The sequence below is a fragment of the Nonomuraea mangrovi genome, assembly GCF_042681425.1.
GTDB classification, from domain to species: domain Bacteria; phylum Actinomycetota; class Actinomycetes; order Streptosporangiales; family Streptosporangiaceae; genus Nonomuraea; species Nonomuraea mangrovi.
In genome coordinates, this window is record NZ_JBHUFV010000002.1 from 1 (window position 1) to 18590 (window position 18590).

Annotated in this window: 19 protein-coding genes and 1 pseudogene; 5 read left to right on the forward strand and 15 right to left on the reverse strand. The window is 69.6% G+C overall.

Features of this window, described 5'->3' with window-relative positions; all coding sequences use genetic code 11:
* Nucleotides 1-774 precede the first annotated feature (774 nt).
* The 9 genes from ACFSKW_RS00025 to ACFSKW_RS00065 all read right to left on the reverse strand — a co-directional run bounded on the left by ACFSKW_RS00025 (nt 775) and on the right by ACFSKW_RS00065 (nt 9710).
* Nucleotides 775-1158 carry a hypothetical protein gene (locus ACFSKW_RS00025; RefSeq protein ID WP_379567714.1) on the reverse strand — a complete coding sequence of 128 codons (384 nt, stop codon included), beginning with the start codon at nt 1156-1158 and terminating at the stop codon, nt 775-777.
* A gap of 109 nt (nt 1159-1267) precedes the next feature.
* Entirely contained in the window at nt 1268-2689 is a 1422-nt protein-coding gene (locus tag ACFSKW_RS00030; protein WP_379567716.1) for an amidase, read from the reverse strand.
* Nucleotides 2689-3753 carry a C45 family autoproteolytic acyltransferase/hydolase gene (locus tag ACFSKW_RS00035; protein ID WP_379567718.1) on the reverse strand — a complete coding sequence of 355 codons (1065 nt, stop codon included), beginning with the start codon at nt 3751-3753 and terminating at the stop codon, nt 2689-2691. Before ACFSKW_RS00035 ends, ACFSKW_RS00030 begins: the two co-directional genes overlap by 1 nt.
* Nucleotides 3750-4559: an ATP-binding cassette domain-containing protein gene (locus tag ACFSKW_RS00040; protein ID WP_379567720.1), complete on the reverse strand. Its 810-nt coding sequence runs from the start codon at nt 4557-4559 to the stop codon at nt 3750-3752. Before ACFSKW_RS00040 ends, ACFSKW_RS00035 begins: the two co-directional genes overlap by 4 nt.
* On the reverse strand, nt 4556-5536 hold the full coding sequence (locus tag ACFSKW_RS00045) for an ABC transporter ATP-binding protein (protein ID WP_379567722.1): 981 nt from the start codon (nt 5534-5536) through the stop codon (nt 4556-4558). The genes ACFSKW_RS00040 and ACFSKW_RS00045 overlap by 4 nt, the downstream gene beginning before the upstream one ends.
* Entirely contained in the window at nt 5533-6378 is an 846-nt protein-coding gene (locus ACFSKW_RS00050; RefSeq protein ID WP_379567745.1) for an ABC transporter permease, read from the reverse strand. The genes ACFSKW_RS00045 and ACFSKW_RS00050 overlap by 4 nt, the downstream gene beginning before the upstream one ends.
* Nucleotides 6379-6383: 5 nt before the next feature.
* Nucleotides 6384-7325 (reverse strand): ABC transporter permease, encoded by a 942-nt coding sequence (locus ACFSKW_RS00055; RefSeq protein ID WP_379567724.1) that lies wholly within the window; start codon nt 7323-7325, stop codon nt 6384-6386.
* Nucleotides 7326-7327: 2 nt separating this feature from the next.
* Nucleotides 7328-8860: an ABC transporter substrate-binding protein gene (locus ACFSKW_RS00060; RefSeq protein WP_379567726.1), complete on the reverse strand. Its 1533-nt coding sequence runs from the start codon at nt 8858-8860 to the stop codon at nt 7328-7330.
* A gap of 10 nt (nt 8861-8870) precedes the next feature.
* Nucleotides 8871-9710 (reverse strand): serine hydrolase, encoded by an 840-nt coding sequence (locus ACFSKW_RS00065; RefSeq protein WP_379567728.1) that lies wholly within the window; start codon nt 9708-9710, stop codon nt 8871-8873.
* A gap of 76 nt (nt 9711-9786) precedes the next feature.
* Between ACFSKW_RS00065 and ACFSKW_RS00070 the strand changes: the two genes are divergently transcribed.
* Nucleotides 9787-10803 (forward strand): LacI family DNA-binding transcriptional regulator, encoded by a 1017-nt coding sequence (locus ACFSKW_RS00070; RefSeq protein ID WP_379567730.1) that lies wholly within the window; start codon nt 9787-9789, stop codon nt 10801-10803.
* Between the two features lie 91 nt (nt 10804-10894).
* Here ACFSKW_RS00070 and ACFSKW_RS00075 read toward each other — a convergent pair whose 3' ends face one another.
* Nucleotides 10895-11497: a hypothetical protein gene (locus ACFSKW_RS00075; protein WP_379567732.1), complete on the reverse strand. Its 603-nt coding sequence runs from the start codon at nt 11495-11497 to the stop codon at nt 10895-10897.
* Between the two features lie 510 nt (nt 11498-12007).
* Here ACFSKW_RS00075 and ACFSKW_RS00080 point away from each other — a divergent pair.
* Both ACFSKW_RS00080 and ACFSKW_RS00085 read left to right on the forward strand, forming a co-directional pair.
* Nucleotides 12008-12709 (forward strand): helix-turn-helix domain-containing protein, encoded by a 702-nt coding sequence (locus tag ACFSKW_RS00080; RefSeq protein WP_379567734.1) that lies wholly within the window; start codon nt 12008-12010, stop codon nt 12707-12709.
* A gap of 58 nt (nt 12710-12767) precedes the next feature.
* Nucleotides 12768-13328, forward strand: a complete 561-nt coding sequence (locus tag ACFSKW_RS00085) for a dihydrofolate reductase family protein (protein ID WP_379567736.1) — start codon at nt 12768-12770, stop codon at nt 13326-13328.
* A 469-nt stretch (nt 13329-13797) separates the two neighbouring features.
* Here the strand turns inward: ACFSKW_RS00085 and ACFSKW_RS00090 are convergent, their stop codons facing one another.
* Nucleotides 13798-14352 carry a DUF998 domain-containing protein gene (locus tag ACFSKW_RS00090; protein ID WP_379567738.1) on the reverse strand — a complete coding sequence of 185 codons (555 nt, stop codon included), beginning with the start codon at nt 14350-14352 and terminating at the stop codon, nt 13798-13800.
* On the opposite strand from ACFSKW_RS00090, the gene ACFSKW_RS00095 reads away from it, so the two are divergent.
* Nucleotides 14259-14540 (forward strand): transposase, encoded by a 282-nt coding sequence (locus ACFSKW_RS00095; RefSeq protein WP_379567747.1) that lies wholly within the window; start codon nt 14259-14261, stop codon nt 14538-14540. The two genes, ACFSKW_RS00090 and ACFSKW_RS00095, sit on opposite strands and share 94 nt — an antisense overlap.
* Here ACFSKW_RS00095 and ACFSKW_RS00100 read toward each other — a convergent pair.
* Nucleotides 14434-14792: pseudogene (locus ACFSKW_RS00100) on the reverse strand (transposase); the annotation flags it as partial. The gene ACFSKW_RS00095 and the pseudogene ACFSKW_RS00100 overlap by 107 nt on opposite strands.
* A gap of 264 nt (nt 14793-15056) precedes the next feature.
* Between ACFSKW_RS00100 and ACFSKW_RS00105 the strand changes: the two are divergent.
* The gene (locus ACFSKW_RS00105) at nt 15057-15632 is read left to right on the forward strand and encodes a TetR/AcrR family transcriptional regulator (protein ID WP_379567740.1); all 576 of its coding nucleotides are present in this window, start codon (nt 15057-15059) and stop codon (nt 15630-15632) included.
* Nucleotides 15633-15641: 9 nt separating this feature from the next.
* Here ACFSKW_RS00105 and ACFSKW_RS00110 read toward each other — a convergent pair whose 3' ends face one another.
* The 3 genes from ACFSKW_RS00110 to ACFSKW_RS00120 all read right to left on the reverse strand — a co-directional run bounded on the left by ACFSKW_RS00110 (nt 15642) and on the right by ACFSKW_RS00120 (nt 18583).
* Nucleotides 15642-16787: an agmatine deiminase family protein gene (locus tag ACFSKW_RS00110; protein WP_379567742.1), complete on the reverse strand. Its 1146-nt coding sequence runs from the start codon at nt 16785-16787 to the stop codon at nt 15642-15644.
* 34 nt (nt 16788-16821) lie between these two features.
* A complete protein-coding gene (locus ACFSKW_RS00115) occupies nt 16822-18297 on the reverse strand; it encodes a purine-cytosine permease family protein (RefSeq protein ID WP_379567743.1) in 1476 nt (491 codons plus the stop codon).
* A gap of 121 nt (nt 18298-18418) precedes the next feature.
* Complete coding sequence (locus ACFSKW_RS00120; protein ID WP_379567749.1) at nt 18419-18583, reverse strand: agmatine deiminase family protein; 165 nt, start codon at nt 18581-18583, stop codon at nt 18419-18421.
* Between the last annotated feature and the right edge of the window lie 7 nt (nt 18584-18590).

Below are 18590 nucleotides of genomic sequence, written 5' to 3' on the forward strand. Positions count from 1 at the left end.
ACAGGCACCATCAGATCATGAACCGGAGCCACCAATCCGAGTTAACCAGCAGAGTCGTACAGGGTGGAGTGCCGGCTCGGCGGGCGCTCGCGGGTGTCCGGGCGGGCCAGGAACCCCCGGCTGGGACGCTCTCAGGCTCGGCACTCATCGGCGCGGGCCTGGTCCGTCTGCTGGATCATGTCGTAGGAGGCGCTGCTGACGATCGGCCGCAGCGGCCGCTCCGTCAGGCCGCCCGGCTCCGTGATCAACGGCGTTGTGGTGCTCGGGTCGGGACCGGCGTCCTCGACCAGCAACTCGGCCGGCCGGCGCGCCTCTCAGGATGTGATGACGCGACGGCCCGCTCAGTACCCGCTGCGGCGGGGGCGGCGGTCGGCCGGCGGGAGAGGTTGGTCAGGCTTGTAGGTTTGAGGTCGCGCGCCGGGTGTGCCGCTCGAATATTGAGTTTCGTGGGGTCGCGAGCGTGCAGCGTGAGGGGGCACTGGTGCGACGGGCCCGTCTCGGTCACGGTGACGCTGTGGTGCCTGTGCCACGGCCTGTCCACGCTGGCGATCGACTTGCCGCATCGATCCCGGCGAGGTGGGCGCCGAGATCGAGCGCAGCCTGGAGATCTTCGACCACGGCCTGCGGCCCCGCCCCACCATGCCGTGAAGAAGAACGCCCGCCGTTTGAGCTGGGGGCCGTGCTGCAGCCGGCAGCCCAGCGTGGGCCGACCTCATGGGAATCCTGCGGGCTGACCCTGCACCGGCCGGACCGGCCCGCAATCGCACGACCCCGCTACGCCGCCAGGACGCTCACCGCGAGGACCACGTATCCGGCGGAGAGCCCCACGAACATGGCGTTGTCAAGCCAGCGCATCACTGGGTGCTCGGCCAGCTCCGGCTGTATCGCGACGGGGAAGAACGAGAGCGGCGCCACCCACGAGAACACCACGATCGGGATCAGCGCCACCGTCGGCACCGACGGCACGGCGGCGCCGATGGCGATGAGCATGGTGCCCATCATGAGCAGTTCGATGTGTCCCTGCCGCACCCTGCGGGGGTCGCGCAGACCTCTTCTGAGGCGTTCGGCGCGTGGCGTGCGCGTGATGTAGACCATGAACCAACCTGTCAGCACGCCGACTGTCAGTTCGAGGACACCTATCTTGACCAGCAACGGCATGTAGATCCCTCCATGTGGGCGAAGAAGTCACGGACCTGGTCGAGCAGGACGGGGAACAACGGTGTCCGGCCCAGGTCGTCGTTGGTCTGCGTGGTCCCGTGGCGGCGGCTCACAGCGTGGGCCGCCAGTCGTCGCGGGTGTACCAGGGCAGCGCGGCGGCGATCACGGTGCCGATCGCGAAGACGGTGTGGTCGTCGTACGGCCTGCCGACCACCTGAATGCCGGTCGGCACTCCCGTCGCCGACCGTCCTGACGGGACGCTCAGCACGGGGCAGCGGCTGGCCAGGTTGAACGGCACGGTCAGCGGCGCTTCGAGGTTGTGGTCGAGGGTGACACCGTCGACCACCAGCGGCGTTTCGAGGTGGTCCTCGCCCGCGACGAGGGCGGGGGTGCCGGAGGTGGGGCAGACGATCGCGTCGAAGCGGTCGAAGACATCCGCCAGGTCGGCGTGGACGCGTGTCTCGACCTCCAGCGCACGGTAGAAGCCGGTCTCGGCGGCGGCCTTGAGGCTGCGTTCCATGAAGTCGCGGGCGTAGCGGGTCAGCCCGTCGCCGCGGGTCCTCACCTCGTGGGCGATGTACGGCCCGAAGATGCTGCCGTAGTGGGCCCAGGCCGCACGCATGATCTCGGCCCGGTTCCACGGCAGCTCGATCTCCTCGACGACCGCGCCGGCCTCGGTGAGCGTGTCGGCCGCCCGCCGGGTCGCGGCCGCCACCTCGGCCTCGACCGGGTAGTCGCCGAGGTTGAGGCACAGCGCGATCCTGTGCCCGGCCACCGGGCCCGGCCGGGTGGGGAGGGGAGCCGGCACGGGGAGCGACACCGGGTCGCGGGGGTGCTGTCCGGCGATCACGTTCTGCAGCAGCGCGCAGTCGGCGACGGTGCGCGCCATGGGCCCGTCGTGGCAGTAGTGGTCGAGGTTGTACGGCGCCAGCCCGGGCACCCGCCCGTAGGGCGGCTTGTAGCCGACGACGCCGTTGAACGAGGCCGGGATCCTGATGGAGCCGCCGATGTCGGACCCGGTGGCGAGCATGGCGGTGCCCGCGGCGAGTGCGGCGCCCGAGCCGCCGGAGGAACCGCCGCTGGAGTAGTGGGGGTTCCACGGGTTGCGGGTCACTCCCCACAGGTCGCTGTGGGTGAAGCCGCCCGCGCAGAACTCGGGTGTGGTGGTGCGGGCGTGGATGATCCCGCCCGCGGCGACGATCCTGTCCACGATGGGGTGGGTGACGGTGGCGATCTCGTCGGCGAGCATCAGCGAGCCGTCGCGGTGTGGATGCCCGGCGATGGGCTGTTCCTCCTTGATCGCGACGGGCAGCCCTTCGAGTGGCCGCGCGGTGCCGTCCGCGTAGCGGCGTTCGGCCTGGCGGGCCTGTTCGGTGGCCTGCTCGAACCATCGCTCGGCGAAGGCGTTGACGGTGTCCTCGGTGTGGCGGGCCCGCTCGATGACGGCGTCCATCACCTCCACCGGTGACAGCTCGCGGGCGGTGAACGCGGCCACCGCCTGCGCGGCCGACAGGTACACCAGCTCGTTCATCATGACTCCTGCAGGGGGTAGACGGTGTAGACGCCGGTGTCGGGAGGTCCCGCGCACACATGCAGCCGCCTGGCGCCGATGTCGGCGATGGTGGAGATCACGGTGGCGATGTCCACGTCCGGCGCGTCGGCCGCGTGGTGGCAGAGGGCGTCGGGTGCGCCGGCCCTGTCGGCCAGGATCGTGGCGACCTCGGCCACTCCCGCGGTGGGGCCCGCCGCGGACAGCAGGTCGCCGAGGCGGGCCAGCCTGGCCCGTGAGTTGCGCAGCCAGGCGCTCGGTGCCCGCTCGTGTGCGGAGATGTCGCTGACGAAGTGGTTGGTGTGGATCAGGACACCGTCGACGGGCTTGAGCCGTCCGACGGCCGACGGGGTCGTCTCGATGTCGAGCGCGCCTTCGGGGTCGGCGATGAGCAGGTTGCGCGGGCCCGAGCGGGGCACCGCGCCCACCGCGTCGGCCGCGCGCCGCCTGCTGGTCTTGGCCAGCGCGATGCGGGTGAGGAGGTAGCGGGGCACCCCGATCCCCCAGCCCGCGGCACGCAGGAAGTTGCCGAACACGGTGACCCCCGCCGCGTTCATCCCGTGGTGGCCGAGCTGCCCTGCCGGGGTGACCGTGATGAGTGCCGGCGCGCGGGACGGGCGGCGCCTGAGCACGACGAACAGCGACCCGTAGGCGGGTGGCAGGTCGGCGTTCTGGGCGGCCAGCGGCCCCGCCGGTCTGCCGGGGCCGACCAGGGCGAGCGAGCTGCACTCGGGTACGGCGGTGCCCCAGCCGGTCAGCTCCGCGCGGAGTTGCAGGATCCAGGCGTCGGCGGCGGTCAGGCCCGCCCCCTCCCCCACCCCGTCCACCTCGGCGGCCAGGTCGGGCGCGAACGGTGCCGTGGCCTCCCGTACGGCCAGCGCGTGTCTCCTGGCCTCCGACACGGGCATGCCGCGGGCGGCCAGCCCTTCGACGATCAGGCCGTGATGGTCGCGGACCAGGTGGCGGACGGCTTCGCCGTAGGCGTGACCTGCGGCCCTGCCGTCGCCTATGACGTCGATCTCGGTCAGCCGGACGGGCTCGTTCACCCATCCACCTCCTTCGTGACGGGTCGTGTGGTGAGGGGGCGGCGGGCGCGCAGGGACGGCACCGCCGCGACCAGGGCTCTGGTGTAGTCGTGCCGCGGGTCTTCGTAGACCTGCCGGGCCGGACCGATCTCGACGAGTTCGCCGCGGCGCATGACGCCGATCCGGTCGGCGATCAGCCGTACCACCGACAGGTCGTGGGAGATGAAGACGCAGCCGAAGCCGGTCGTCTCGCGCAGTTCGGCGAGCAGGTCGAGGATCTGGGCCTGGGTGGAGACGTCCAGCGCCGAGACCGGTTCGTCGCAGACCAGCGCGCGGGGACGGCAGGCGATCGCGCGGGCGATGGCGATGCGCTGGCGCTGGCCGCCGGAGAACCGCGTGGGTGGGTGACCGGCGTGTTCGGGCCGCAGGCCGACCCGCTGCAGCAGTTCGGCGACGCGCTCGGCGCGTGCCGCGGCGTCCAGGTCGGTGTGCAGCAGCAGCGGTTCGGCGATGCTGTCGCCGACCGTCATGGCGGGGTTGAGCGAGCCGAGCGGGTCCTGGAAGACCATCTGCAGGTCCCTGCGCCGGGAGCGCAGCGCGCGTCCGCGCAGGTTCGCGATGTCATCGCCGTCCAGGAGTACCTGGCCGCGATCGGGCTTGACCAGGCCGACCAGCATCCTGGCCGTGGTGGACTTGCCCGATCCGCTCTCGCCGACGACGGCGAGCGTCTCGCCGGCCGCCACGGTGAAGGACACCTCGTGGACGGCGGGCCGTGCCGCGCCACGGAACGTCCTGGTCAGTTCGCGTGCCTCCAGCACGATGCTCACCGGTCGACTCCTTCCAGGGTCAGCGCGTCGTGTCTGGCGCACCGCACCCGTCTGGAGTCGGTGACCCTCCGGTCGGCCGGTGGTGTCCGGCACTCCTGGTGCGCGTGCGGGCAGCGTGGGCCGAACGCGCAGCCGTCCGGCAGCGCCCCCGGCGAGGGGACGGTGCCGGGGAGCGCGAGCGGGTGGCGGCCGCGCATGGCGTTCTCCGGGGCGGCGGCCAGCAGGGCGGCGGTGTAGGGGTGGAGCGGGTCCTCGAAGACCTCTCCCACCCGGCCTTCCTCCATGAGCGTGCCCGCGTACATGACGGCCAGGCGGTGGCAGGTGCCGGCCACGACGCCGAGATCGTGGGTGACGAGCAGCATGGCCATGCCGAGCTCGTCCTGCATGCGGACGAGGAGGTCGAGGATCTGCGCCTGGATCGTCACGTCGAGTGCGGTGGTCGGCTCGTCGGCGACCAGCACGTCGGGCTCGCAGGCCACGGCCATGGCGATCATCGCGCGCTGGCGCATCCCGCCGCTGAAGGTGTGCGGGTACTCCCCCGCCCGCCTGCCGGGATCCTCGATGCCGACGGCGCCGAGCAGGTCGACGGACTGCCGCCGGGCGGCGGAGCGGCCGAGCCCGAGGTGGCGGGTGAGCACTTCGCTGATCTGCCGGCCCACGGGAAGCGCGGGGTTGAGGCAGGCCATGGGGTCCTGGAACACCATCGCGATCCTGCGTCCGCGCAGGTCGGCGAGGGTTCTGTCGTCGCGGCCGACCAGTTCGGTGTCGCCGAGCTTCACCGATCCGGCGGTCACGGACACGCCGCGAGGCAGGAGGCCGAGCAGCGCGAGAGCCGTCATCGACTTGCCCGAGCCCGACTCGCCGACCAGGCCGAAGGCCTGGCCGGGGCCGAGTGTGAACGACACGTCCCTGACCAGCGGGACCGCCCGGTCGCCGACGCCGGCGGAGATGGACAGGCCCGATACCCGCAGCGTCATGACGGCTCCCGTTCTCTGTGGGCCCGCGTGTCGCGCAGGCCGTCGCCGATGGTGTTGAAGGCGAGCACCGCCGCGAGGATGACCAGACCGGGGAGAATGACCAGCAGCGGCGCCTGCTCCAGGTGCCGCACGGCCCGCTTCAGCATCGACCCCCAGCTCGCCTCGGGCGGCTGGACGCCGATGCCGAGGAAGCTCAGGCTCGCCTCGGCGAGGATGGCGTAGCCGAACGTGAGGAAGGTCTTGACGACGAGCGGGGTTCGGACGTTGGGCAGGACGTGCCTGACGATGATCCGCGGGGTGGAGCATCCCGTCGTGATCGCCGCCTCGACGTAGGTCCGCCCGCGTACCGCGATCGTCGCGCCGCGCGCGACCCGGTAGAAGCCGGGCGCGTAGACGAGGCCGACGGCGATCATGGCGTTGGTGAGGCTGGGGCCGAGGGCGGTGGCGATCGCGATGGCCAGGACGAGTCCGGGGATCGACAGGGCGGCGTCGGCGACGCGCGAGACGACCAGGTCGAAGCCGCGGCCCAGGTAGCCGGCCACCACGCCGGAGGGTACGCCGCAGGTCACCGCAACCGCGACGGCGAGCAGGGAGGCGCCGAGCGAGACGCGGGTGCCGTACAGCAGCCGGCTGAGCACATCACGGCCGGACTCGTCGGTGCCGAGCCAGTGGGCGGCGCCCGGGCCCTCCAGCCGGTGCAGCAGATCCTGGTCGGTGGGGTCGTACGGCGCGATGATCGGGGCCAGGACGGCGGCCAGGACGAGAAGGGCCAGCAGGACGACGGCGAGCGTGACGTCCACCCGCCTGCCCCACGTCCGTCCGCCCCGCGATCTCAGAGTCATGATGGTCACGCGGCTGCTCCCGGAGTGAGCCAGCGGTAGGCGAGGTCGACCGCGAGGTTGGCGGCCACCACGACGACCGTGCTGACGATCACGATGCCCTGCAGGACGGGCAGGTCCTGCCGGGTCACCGTGATCTCGGCCAGCGTTCCGAGCCCCGGCAACCCGAAGACGGACTCCACGACGACGGCGCCGCCGAGCAGCTGGCCCGTCTCCAGGCCGATCACCGTCACGTACGGCACCGCGGCGTTGCGGAGTGCGTGCCGGCCGACGACGGCGGCGGGCAGCAGTCCCTTGGCCTTGGCCGTGCGGATGAAGTCGGCGTCGAGGACGTCGGCCAGCGCGGCGCGTAGCTGCCTGGTCGGCTCGACGGCGGCGGCCACGCCCAAAGTCACCGCGGGCAGCGCGAGGTGCGCGGCGAAGACCGTCACGCCGTCCTCGAGCGGCCGGTAGCCGGTGGCGGGGAAGACCGGCAGGGCGATCGCGAAGGCCAGGATCAGCATGAGCCCGAGCCAGAACGACGGGGTGGCGACCGCCAGGGCGGTCACGGAGGAGATGATCCGGTCCAGCCTGCCGTCGCGCCGCACCGCGGCGAGGACGCCGAGCGGAAGGGAGATCGCCACGGCGACGGCCATGGCCGCCACCGCGAGCGAGAGCGTCACAGGCAGCCGGTCGGCGAGGATCTCGCTGACCGGCTGGGAGTTGTAGAGCGAGGTGCCGAGATCGCCCTGGAGCGCGCCGGCGGCCCAGGTGAGGTAGCGGACGGCCAGCGGCTGGTCCAGGCCGAGTTCGGCGCGGACGGCGGCGATCTCCTGCCTGGTGGCGTGCTCGCCGGCCAGGTGGATGGCGGGGTCGCCGGGTACCAGGAAGGCCAGCGCGAAGGTGATCACCGACACGACCGCCAGCACCACCGCCGCGCCGACGATCCGTTTGGCCAGGTAGACGACCATCGTCAGCTCATGCCCACGACGCGGATGTCGTCGTATCCGGTGAGGAGTTTGTCGAAGTCCTTCACCTTGTCGTTGGTGGCGAAGAACAGCTTGCGGTTGCAGATGGGGACGTTGTACGCGGCGTCGGCGACGAGCTTGACGATCTCCCGGTAGTTCTCCTGCTGGACGGCACGGTCGGCGGTGGCCGCGCGCTCGGCCAGTTTCTCGATCTCGGGCACGGTAAGGTCGCCCGGGTTGTTGAGCCCGTCCTTCAGGTAGTTCTGCTGGGTGACCAGGCGCGGGTCGGTGCCCGCCGCGCCGATCTGGCTGACGAGCGCGTCCGCCTCTCCCTTGTTCTGGTAGAGGTCGATCGACTGGTCGGCGCTCATCGGGCGCAGTTTCATCTCCACTCCGACCGCGGTGAAGCCGTCCTGCAGTGCTTCGGCGAGCTGGACGAAGGCGGCGTTGTTGAACACCAGGGCGGTGAAGGAGAACCCGTCGGGGACGCCGGCTTCGGCGAGCAGCTTCTTGGCCTTGTCCGGGTCGTAGGCGTAGGCGGTGTCGAGCGAGGGTTCGTGTGCCCAGTGTCCCTGGGGTGCGGGCTGGACGGTCGGCTGGCAGGAGTTGAGGAGCAGTTCGTCGGCGATGGCGCGGCGGTCGACGGCGTAGTTGAGTGCCTGCCGTACGCGCTTGTCGGCGAACTTCGATCGGGAGGAGTTGATGTTGAGCTGGTAGACCAGGCCGGTGAGGAACTCGTTGATCTGCAGTCCCGCGTCGCGGGCGGCGCCGACCTGCTCGGGCCGGATGAGGGTGGCGTCGTACTGGCCTGACCTGAGTCCGTTGAGCCGGGTGTCGTCCTCGTTGACGAACGTCATCTCCAGCCCCTTGAGCCGTTGCGCGCTCTTGTCGTAGTAGCCGGCGAAGGGTTGGTAGGTGACGCGGTCGTCTCTGCGGTAGCCGGTGACCTGGTACGGGCCTGACCCCACGGGCGCGCGGTCGAGGTCGGCCTTGGTGAAGGCGCGCGGGCTGACGAGCGCGCCGCCGCGATGCGCGAGCGCGTTGAGCAGGTCGGCCTCGGAGCCGGTGAACTCGATGGTCACCTTCCCCGCCTCCGCCCGCACCGAGGTGATCATTTTCAGCAACGGCTTGGCCGTGGAGGCCTGGTCGTTCATGGCTCGGTCGAGGTTGGCGCGGACGGCCTCGGCGTCCAGCGCGGTGCCGTCGTGGAAGGTGGCTCCCCCGCGGATGGTGAAGGTGGCCTTCTGCTTGTCCACGGTCCAGGACTCGGCGATCATCGGGGCGATCTGGCCGGTGGGTGTGATGGTGACCAGGCGGTCGTAGACGGGGAGGATGTACAGCTCGTCCCATGCGGTGGAGGCCTTGTGCGGGTCGAGCGTCGAGGGGAAGGCGGTGTAGGCGAAGCGGAGGACGGCGCCGCTCTGTGCGGTGGAGGTCGGGCCGGTGCCGGTGCCGCCTCCGCACGCCGTGGTCAGCGCGCACGCGGTGGTGACGGCCAGGCAGGCCGCTGCGAAGCGGCCGGTCAGTGGGGTGGTCATAAGGGTCTCCTCACGGCTGCAGCTCCTCCCAGCACGCCCGGCTGAGAGTGGCGATGTGGGTACGCGCAAGGGCGGCCCCCGGCAGTCCGTCCGGCAGGACGGCGGGGACCTCGTCGGTGTAGACGGCCAGGATGTAGCGGGGCCGTCCGTCGGTGTAGAAGACGCCGGCGTCGCTGACGTCGCGCCAGCCGACGCCGCTCTTGTGGGCGATCGGGGTTCCATACGGCAGCAGCGCGGGCAGTGCGTCGCGGAACTGCTGGCCGCGCAGGACGTCGAGGGCGAAGGAGCACAGGGACGGCGGGCAGCCGAGCCGTTCGTCGGTGCCCTCGGCGCCGCTGACGACCAGTCCCAGCAGGCGGGCCTGGTCGTCGGGGGTGGTGACGTTGCTGGCGTCCACCGGGTGGTCGGGGGCCAGCGGGGGGATGAGCGCGTGCCGGTGCCGGGTGCCGGTCAGGCCGGCCGCCGCGCACAGGTCGTTGACCGCGTCCAGCCCGATCAGGTCGATGACGTGGGCGGTGCAGAGGTTGTCGCTGAGGATGATCATCAGGGTCACCGCTTCACGCAGCGACAGGGACAGCCCGGGTTCCAGATGCTGGAGTGAGCCGGTGAAGACGCGATCGCGGTAGCGCTCGTCGATGGTGACACGCTGCCCCAGATCCACCTCGCCACGGTGCGCGGCGCGCAGGACCGCCATCATGACGGCCACCTTGCGGGTGCTCGCGGCGGGGAACGGACGGCTGCCCGAGCGTCCGGCACGCTCACCGGTACGGAGATCGAGCAGGGACCAACCCGTTTCGAAGGGCTGCGTCTCGCACAGGTCGTCGAGACGCTTTGCCAGCGGCTTCACCATGGCGGCGACTGTAAGCCAAATCGATTTGGCACCGCAAGAGGGCGTGCCTAATCGATTTGGCACTATGCTGGCGGGCATGGCCTCCCCACCGCGTCCGCGCATCCGCGACGTCGCAGAGGTCGCCGGAGTCTCAGCGACCACGGTCTCCCATGTCCTCAACGGCAAGGGCAGAGTCGACGAAGCCACCCGCGCTCGTGTCATCGCCGCCGCCGAACGCCTGGGCTACCGCCCCAACAGCACGGCCAAACGGCTGCGCTCAGGCCGTGCCGACACCATCGGCCTCCTCCTGCCGTTCGGCGCCGCCGCCGAGCACGCCCAGCACATCCTGGCCGTCGAGTTCTACCTGACACTGGCGATGAGCGTCGTCGAGGCCGCCTTCGACCACGACCAGGCCCTCCTACAGCTCCCGCCCCTGCGCGCACCCGAGGACCTGCGCCGCTTCGTCGTCGACGGCGCCATCGTCGTCGACCCGCTGCCCGCCGACCCCCGGCTGCGCCTGTTCGACCAGCTGGGCCTGCCCACCGTCACCGTCGGACGTGACGCCGCCCGCCCCGCCGACCCCTGGTGGGTGGCCACCGACAGCACGGCGGGCACCCGCGCCGTCCTCGACCATCTGGCGGCCGCCGGCGCCCGCCGTATCGCCCTGCTGACCGTCGACATCGAGTGGTCGTGGTTCGTCGAGGGCAGGCGCGCCTACACCGCGTGGACGCACGACCACGGGATCGAGCCGATCACGATCCTCACCCGGCCCGACAGGCTCGACAGCAGCGCCGTCGAAGCCGCCACCGCGGCCCTCGACCTGGAACCCGACGCCGTCTACGCACCACCCCAGTGGCTCGCCACCGGATTGCTGAAAGCCGCCAAGGAGCGCGGCGTCCGCGTCCCCGACGACCTGCTGGTCTCCGTAGGAGTCGACAGCCAGCTCGCGCGCACCGGCGAGCCGCCGCTCACCGCCCTCGACCTCGCCCCGGTCAGGACCGCGCGGGAGGCGGTCGACCTGCTCGTCCAGCGCATCGAGGGTCGCGCGTCCGGCGGCTCGCGGCTCATCCCCGCCGAGCTGAGGCCCCGCCGGTCGAGCACGCCCAGCGGGTGAGACCGGGTACGACCGCCCCGACCCGCTCACCCCCGGGACTGTCGACGGACACGACGGTGGGGACACTGTCCCTGCCGATGATGTCATCCGTTCAGGTCATCCAGTTTGCCCAACTGGTCCCGACGGGCGTCGGCTCCGGCTCTCGGAAGTGACAGAGTCGCGGCGCCGCTCGGCGATTGCTCGGCGGTACTCGCTGATCGCTCCGCCGAGTATCCGGCGGCGTCCGAGGCGGCGTCTTCAACACCGTGATGCCCGCGGCGGCGAAGATCTCATCGAAGACGGTGGTGAACTCGGCGTCCCGATCGCGGATAAGAAGGCGGAACGACGCCGCTCGCTCGCCAAGGTCGATCAGGAGGTTGCGGGCCTGCTGAGCGGTCCACGCGCCGGTCGGGTGGCAGGTCACACCCAGAATGTGCACGCGCCGGGTATGGACCTCCATCACGAACAACACGTACACGCGCTTCAGAAAGATCGTGTCAACATGGAAGAAATCGCAGGCCAGAAGCCCCTTGGCCTGGGCACGCAGGAAGGCCCGCCAGGAAGTATCGAGATTTCGAGGCGCCGGGCTGAAGCGGCGTGAGCACAGCACGCGCCGCACGGTCGCCTCGCTGATCTGGTAGCCGAGCCGCACCAGTTCCCCATGCACGCGACCGTAGCCCCACGCGGGGTTCTCCCGCGACACGCGAATGATCAAGTCCCGGATCTCCCGGCTCGTCCTCGGACGCCCGGGCCCATGCGGGTAGGTCCAGGTCCGGCGGAGTAGCCGACGATGCCAAGCCGGCAAGGTCGCCCGGGGTGACCAGCCGATGGGCGCAGCACCGTCGGCAGCCACCGGGCCAGCGCCGCGAGAACGGCCCGATCTGCCCAGTCCGGCTTCGGGCATCCGTTCTGACGCCGCAGCACGGCCACCTCGTGACGCAGCACCATGATCTCAACGTGCTTCGACGCTTGGCTGCGGCCCAGCAACATCAGCCAGCCGAACACCCGGAGCACGATCAGATAGAGCAGGCGGACGAGCACAAGACGCGATCTTTCCTGCGGGGGATGCACCCAGTCAAACCGCAGGTGAGAGCCGTCGTGGCTGTATTTCGACGCGGTACAGGGCTGCTCGGAGCGCGGTGCGGGAGCTCCACGGAGCTCACCGTAGCTTGATCATTTCAAGTGTCAATGAGCGAGTTACCCCATCTCGTGGCACACTGCGCGGATGGGGTTGGAGGTCGAGAGCCGGTCGTCTGATTCGCCGTACATCGAACGGGTGTGGCGGAGCCGAAGCTTCGCGGTCGATCAGATGGCCTCGGTGGCGACGCCGTACTGGGACCTGGTCTTTTGGGAGCACCGCGGCCACGTCAGCACGTCCGTCCAAGGGCCGGAGTCGAAGGCGAGCACCGCCCCGGTGCCCGAGGACGCCACCTTCTTCGGGATCGTGTTCTCCCTCGGTAGCTCAATGCCCCACCTGCCGGTCCACAGGCTCGTAGACAGGTCCATTGTGATCCCCGGCAGTACGCGCAGATCCTTCTGGCTGAAAGGATCCACCTGGCGCCGTCCCGACTACGACAACGCCGAGGAGTTCGTCCGACGGATGGTGCGCGAGGGCGTTCTCGAGCGAGACCCTATCGTCGCCGCGGCCCTGGACGGCGACCCGCCGGAGGTGTCGGAGCGCACCCTCCAGCGGCGGTTCGCCGCGTCCACCGGACTCACCCGCGGAGCCATCCGGCGTATCGAGCGCGCCCGGCAGGCCGCGGTCCTGATCCAGGAGGGCGTGCCGCCCCAGGGGGTGATCGACCGGCTCGGCTACTTCGACCAGCCGCACCTGGCGCGGTCGCTGACCCGATACGTCGGGCATACCGCCACGCAGCTCAGCGACCCGGACCCGGTGAAACCGCTGTCGCTTCTGTACAAGACCTGAGCCCGCCTTACGGTCTACCCTCTTCCTCACCAACCCCAGCGGTCATAAGGAGCCAGCCATGGCTAAGATCATTTCTAACTTCTTCATCGCTCTGGACGGCGTGGTCGAGTCCCCCGACCAGTGGCACTTCCCGTACTGGAACGACGAGATGGGCGCCGCCGTCCAGGCTGGCATGGCCAACTCGGCCGGCATGCTGATGGGCCGCAAGCTGTACGAGGAGTGGGCCGCCTACTGGCCGACCGCCGAGGTCGACGAGGAGATTTCCAAGATCATGAACGGCTCCCGCAAGTGGGTCGTCTCCGGCACGCTGGACAAGGCTGACTGGTCCAACACCACCCTCATCCAGGGCGACTTGGTCGCCGAGATCCGCGCGCTCAAGGAGCAGGTCGACGGTGACATCCACATGTCAGGCTCCGCGACGACCGTGCGCTGGCTCCTCGCCAACGGACTGCTCGACCAGCTCAACCTCCTCGTCCACCCGATCGCCGTCGGCCACGGGCAGCGCCTGTTCGAGGACTCCCCTACGCACACGCTGAAGCTGGTCAAGTCTGAGGCGTTCGAGACGGGAGTGCTCAACCTGAGCTACGTCCCGGCCGCCGGCCGACCTGCCGCGCCGTAACGACCCCCTCCGGCTCCTGGCCCCATCCCCTGCGGCCTTCCCTCCACGATGCGGCCCTCGCTGAGGTCGGAGCAGCCGAGAATCAGGCCCTGCCGCCCCTGCTCTACCAGCCGGTACGGCTGCACGCCCACCATGTGCACCCCGTGCTCGGCGATGGCCGCCATCACCTCGGCCTCCGGAGGCCGTCGGGCAGCCAGAAGAACACCAGGTGGAGGCCAGCCGCGACGCCGGTTGGGCTCTGGCTCCAGCAGGTGTACGACCAGCTCGGCTGCTGTACTGGTAGATCAGCCGTATGCACCGCAGAGGCTTGTCGAGCTCTGCGGGTGCCGATCACTCATCCGGCCGGGGCAAGCCGCATGGTGGTGCTTGGCGCTGGCCAGGCCGCACATCAGCAGGGGCGATCGCGCGAGGGCGATGCTCGACGCGGTCACCGGCCCCGCCACCTTTGGACACGCGGTCGGGTGCAGGATCAGACAGGACGGGCGTCGCGACAAGAGCAAGGGTGCGCGCCGTCGGGCCCATCTCCACCTCGCCCCTCCATGAGGGCGTTCTGGCGGCGCAGACGGGCAACGGCGGCGGTGATCCAGGCGACTCCGACCAGGAGGGCGGTGGTTTCGAGCAGTCCGGCAGGTGCGGGCCGGAGCACGTCCTGGACGTCCATGCGGAAGGCGAGTCCGACGATGATGGCGAAGGTGATGAGCAGCGCACCCGACCAGCGTGAGTAAGCAACCCATCCCCTGCTGCCGGCGTGCAGGCCTCGTGCCAGGACGAACGGCGCGGCCGCCGGTGCGGCGAACAGCACCAGGCCGGCCAGCCCGTGTATGCGGCCCGTGGTGGCGACCTGTACCGCGGCCGAATGCAGCTGCGACGGCTCTGAGCTGGCACTCCCCCTTCTAGCGTGGAGACCTGACCTAAGGAGAAGGTTGGGTCGTGGGAGAGACCAGACGCAGGTTCGATCCGCATTTCCGGGCGGGTGCGGCGCGCATCGTGCGGGAGACAGGAAAGCCGATCGCGCAGGTCGCAAAGGATCTGGGCATCAATGCGGGCACGCTGGCCAACTGGGTGCAGATGGACCAGCCGGCCCGCGAGCAGGACACCAACGGTGGTCAGCGCGATGCACCGTCTTGTGGACGCCGCGTCGTATCCGCTTGGTCGTCAGCTCGGCTAACCAGCGTTCCACCAGGTTCAGCCACGAAGAGCCGGTCGGGGTGAGGCGAAGGTGGAACGCGGGTGCGCCAGCAGCCACTTCTTGATGGCGGGCGTCTTGTGGGAAATCGTGGATGGCCCACTCGGGCACCCCGGGCATCATTGGCAGCACGGGCTGGGGGCGATCCAAAGCCGGGATCTGGGACTCTCGTCCACGCATGGCGCCGGCGCCCTCTCCGGCGGATCCAGGTACAGGCCGTCCACGTCATGCATCTTGTCGACCAAGAACGGGCCGGTAGACAGCTTGAACGTCTCCGAGCAGACCGTCTCGCGCGACACCCCGACCTGGTCCGCGACCACCTGTGGTGGAGACTGGGAAACCGTCCTCGCCGACAGCCTCACGCGCCAGGATCAGCCTGGCCCTCAGCGCCAGCTCCTGGGCACCCTTGCGCCGCCATACCCACCACTCAAGCTCGGGATCCCGATCGGGACACGCAGCCGCACGGATGTCGTCAGCCTAGAGTGATACTTATTGAAGTTTCAGTCAACGATGAGTGTGTGATCAAGGTAACGTGAGGTGCCATGTCTGAGCGTCAGCAACTGATCCTCGAAGCAGCCGTCCGGGTGATCGCCCGTGACGGCGTGCGTGGCCTACGGGTGGAGAAGTTGGCCGCCGAGGCCAAGGTGTCGACCTCGTTGATTTACTACCACTTCGAGAACCGGGCCGGCCTGATGCGGCGCACCCTGGAGTTCGTCAGCGAGCGGGCCGGGCGCTACACCAAGGACGCCCTGGAGCAAGGCGAAAACCCGCGCGCCCAGATCGAGTTGCTGCTGACACTGGAGCTGCAGGACACTCCCTCGGTCCGGGAGAACAGCTCCGCCTGGGGTGAGCTGCGGGCCAGCGCCACCTTCGATCCCGACCTGCGCGAGCCGCTACTGGCCGCGACCCGCGAGTGGGTCGGCGACTTGGTCGCTTTGGTCGAGCAGGCCCGCGCCGCCGGTCTGGTCTCGGCGAAGGTGGAGCCAGTGGACGCCGCCGAACGTCTCACCTCGCTGGTCGAGGGATTGAGCGAGCGGTGGCTGAGCGGCACGATGAGCCTGGAGCGGGCACAGCGGCTGCTGTCAGGGGCGATCGAAGTCGAATTCGATCGCCCCTGAAGTCCGTTGTCAGGGCTGTGGCTCCTGCATCGTGACGCAGTGCGCGCCACCGCCGCCGTTGCCGTACAGGTTGTCGAGGTTGAGCTGAACCACCGGGCGGCTGAAGGCGCCCTCGATCGCCGTCTTGGCCGCCGCGTCCTTGGCGGTATCGCCGAACTGCGCGGTGATGATGGCCTGGTTGGTCACCGTCCAGTTCATGTAGGAGCTGAGGAAGTCCTTGCGCTTGCCGGCAGGGATGCGGGGCAGTGTGTCGGGGCCCTCGATGGTCAGCACCTGCAGCCTGCGTCCGCGGGCGTCGGTCGCGTTGACCAGGGCGTCGTGGATGGCCTGCGCGTTCTCGGTCCACACGTCGGGGCGGACCGCTCCTGCCAGCTGCACCATCACCACGCCAGGCGCGATGTAGCGGGCGGTGCCGTCGATGTGCCCGTCGGTGACGTCCTGTCCGGTGACGCCCGGCACCCAGATCATCTTGCTGGCGCCGAATCTGGCCAGCAGTTCGGCCTCGATCTGGGCGCGGGTCTTGCCGGGGTTGCGGTTGGGGTTGACCCAGCAGCTCTCGGTGGCGATCAGCGTGCCGTCGCCGTCGTACTCGATGCCGCCGCCCTCGCCGACCACGCCGGCCTTGGCGAACGGCAGGCCGAGGTGGGCGGTCAGGTTCTGTGCGAGCGTGCGGTCGTTGTTGTAGGCGGAGGCGGGGATGCCGTAGAAGCTGGTGGCGTTCTCGCCCCAGGCGTTGAAGTTCAGGCCGACGGCGTCGCGTCCGCCGGCGCCGTTGACGCGGAACAGCGGACCGGTGTCGCGTATCCAGCAGTCGGAGACCGGGACCGAGCTGATGACGGTGACGGTGGGGCCGCACATCGTGCGCGCCTTGGAGGCGTTGGTGGAGCCGTTGGCGCACATGATCACCGGTTCGTACTTGGCGATCTCCCTGGCCAGCTTGGCGATGTCCGATTGGATAATGGAAAGCAGGTTGCCCCAGATCGTCGTGCTGTGCGGCCAGGACATCCAGCTCCGCTTGTGCGCTACCTCCTCGCCGGGCACGCGCCAGGTGGCGGCCAGTGCCGGCGCGGCGTCGCCGAGCACGTGCGCCGCGGTCAGTCCCGCAGCGGCCAGGCCGGTCCGGGCGAGCATCGCCCGGCGGGTCAGGTCATTCATGCTCCTGTTTCCTTTCGGTTGGGGGTGGGAGCGCTCAGTGCCGTGGTGCCAGCAGGCCCTCCTCCTGGACCATGCGCCGCTCGGTCGCCAGATCCAGGCCGCGGGCGAAGAGCAGGTAGAGGCCGCCGGCCACGGGCAGCCCGACGAACAGGGAGTAGTCGACGCCGTCGAGAGCAGCGGCGATGGGGCCGGTATACAGGCCCGCGATGACCATGAAGGGCATCATCGCTGCCAGCCCGAACAGGTAGGCCAGGTTGCCGCGCCAGCCCCAGCGGCCGTAGATCCCGTGCGGGTTGAAGATCTCACGGACGACGTACTGGCCTTTGCGGACGAAGAAGTAGTCCACCAGGTTGATCGCGGTCCAAGGGATGAACAGGTAGGTCAAGATGACCACGACGTTGGCGTAGAACCAGTTGAAGTGTTCGACGCCGACGAAGTTGGCAATCGAACCCACCGTGACGAGCATGACGCCGATCGTCACGACCCGGATCGTCCTGGTGGGCGTGACCGGACGGAAGGAGTCGACGATGGAGATCATCGTGAGGCTTCCGCCGTACTGGTTGATGGCCATGATCGACAACAGGCCGACGAGTAGAGCGGCGATCGCGATGACACCGAACCCCGCCGCCAGGCGGTCGGCCGCCAGCTTCAGGGCGGCCACTGGCGTAGTCCCCGCTGGCGCGGCCGCCGACACCACTGCACCCAGGACGAACACCCAGATCCCGGAGATCGCACTGGGCAGGTAGGTCCACCAGAAGGTGCGGCGCACCGGGATGTCGGGACGCAGGTAGCGCGAGTAGTCCGACACGTACGGCGCCCAGCCGAGCTGGAACCCGGCGACGAAGATGAACACCAGCATGAAGCTGGTCAGGTCGAACGGGCCCGGATCCCAGACCCCGGCCGGGAGCTCGCCCGCGAACAGCACCGCACCGCTGATGACCGCCATGATGACGGCGAAGGGCCAGGTCAGCCACTTGTTGACGGCGTGGATCCAGTCGTAGCCGAACAACGCGATCGCGGTGGCGATCGCGGCCGAGGCCACGTAGCCGAGCCAGTTCGGGATCGAGAACAGAGTGTTCATCGCATCGCCGGACAGCAACGCGTCGGAGGTGTTGTAGCCGATGTAGTTCACCAGCGCGAACACCCATACGGTCACCGCCGCCCCGATGTATCCAAACTGGGGCCGGGACTGCACCAACTGTGGCAGGCCAAGCTGCGGACCCTGCGCCGAGTGGAACGCCATGAAGAACGTGCCGAACAGGGACCCCAACACCGTGGCCACCACCGTCCACATGAGCGAGGCGCCCATGGACAGCGTGACCACGCCAGTCGCGAAGCCGGTGAGATTGAGGCTGCCCACGAACCAGATGGCGCCCAGACTGGAGACTCTGCCGTGCCGTTCGGACAGCGGCACCCAGTCGATCGAATGCCGCTCGATGACCCGGCGATGCCGTCCCGCCCCTTCCTCTGCCGGTAACGAGCCACGCCTATCTTGTGCCGCCTCTGCCATGACGCCTCCCAGCAACCACAAGCCCGCACGCAGCGGGATGCCTCCGTGTCGTGGCGCCATCTTGACTGAAAGTTCAGTCCGTATCAATGCTCCGGCTTGCGTAAGTTGACGATAATTTCAGTCAGCTGCGAGTCGAGGAAAGCGGGGCCCTGCCGGGCCGGGCGAACATGCAGACCTCCTCCATGTGCCCATCGGTCATTCCCACGGCATGGCCGTAGGGCAGCCAGGTGATCTTCTCGACGCCGAGCAGGCCACGGAGCTCGGCCTCCATCTCGTGGCGGTTCAGGTGCGGA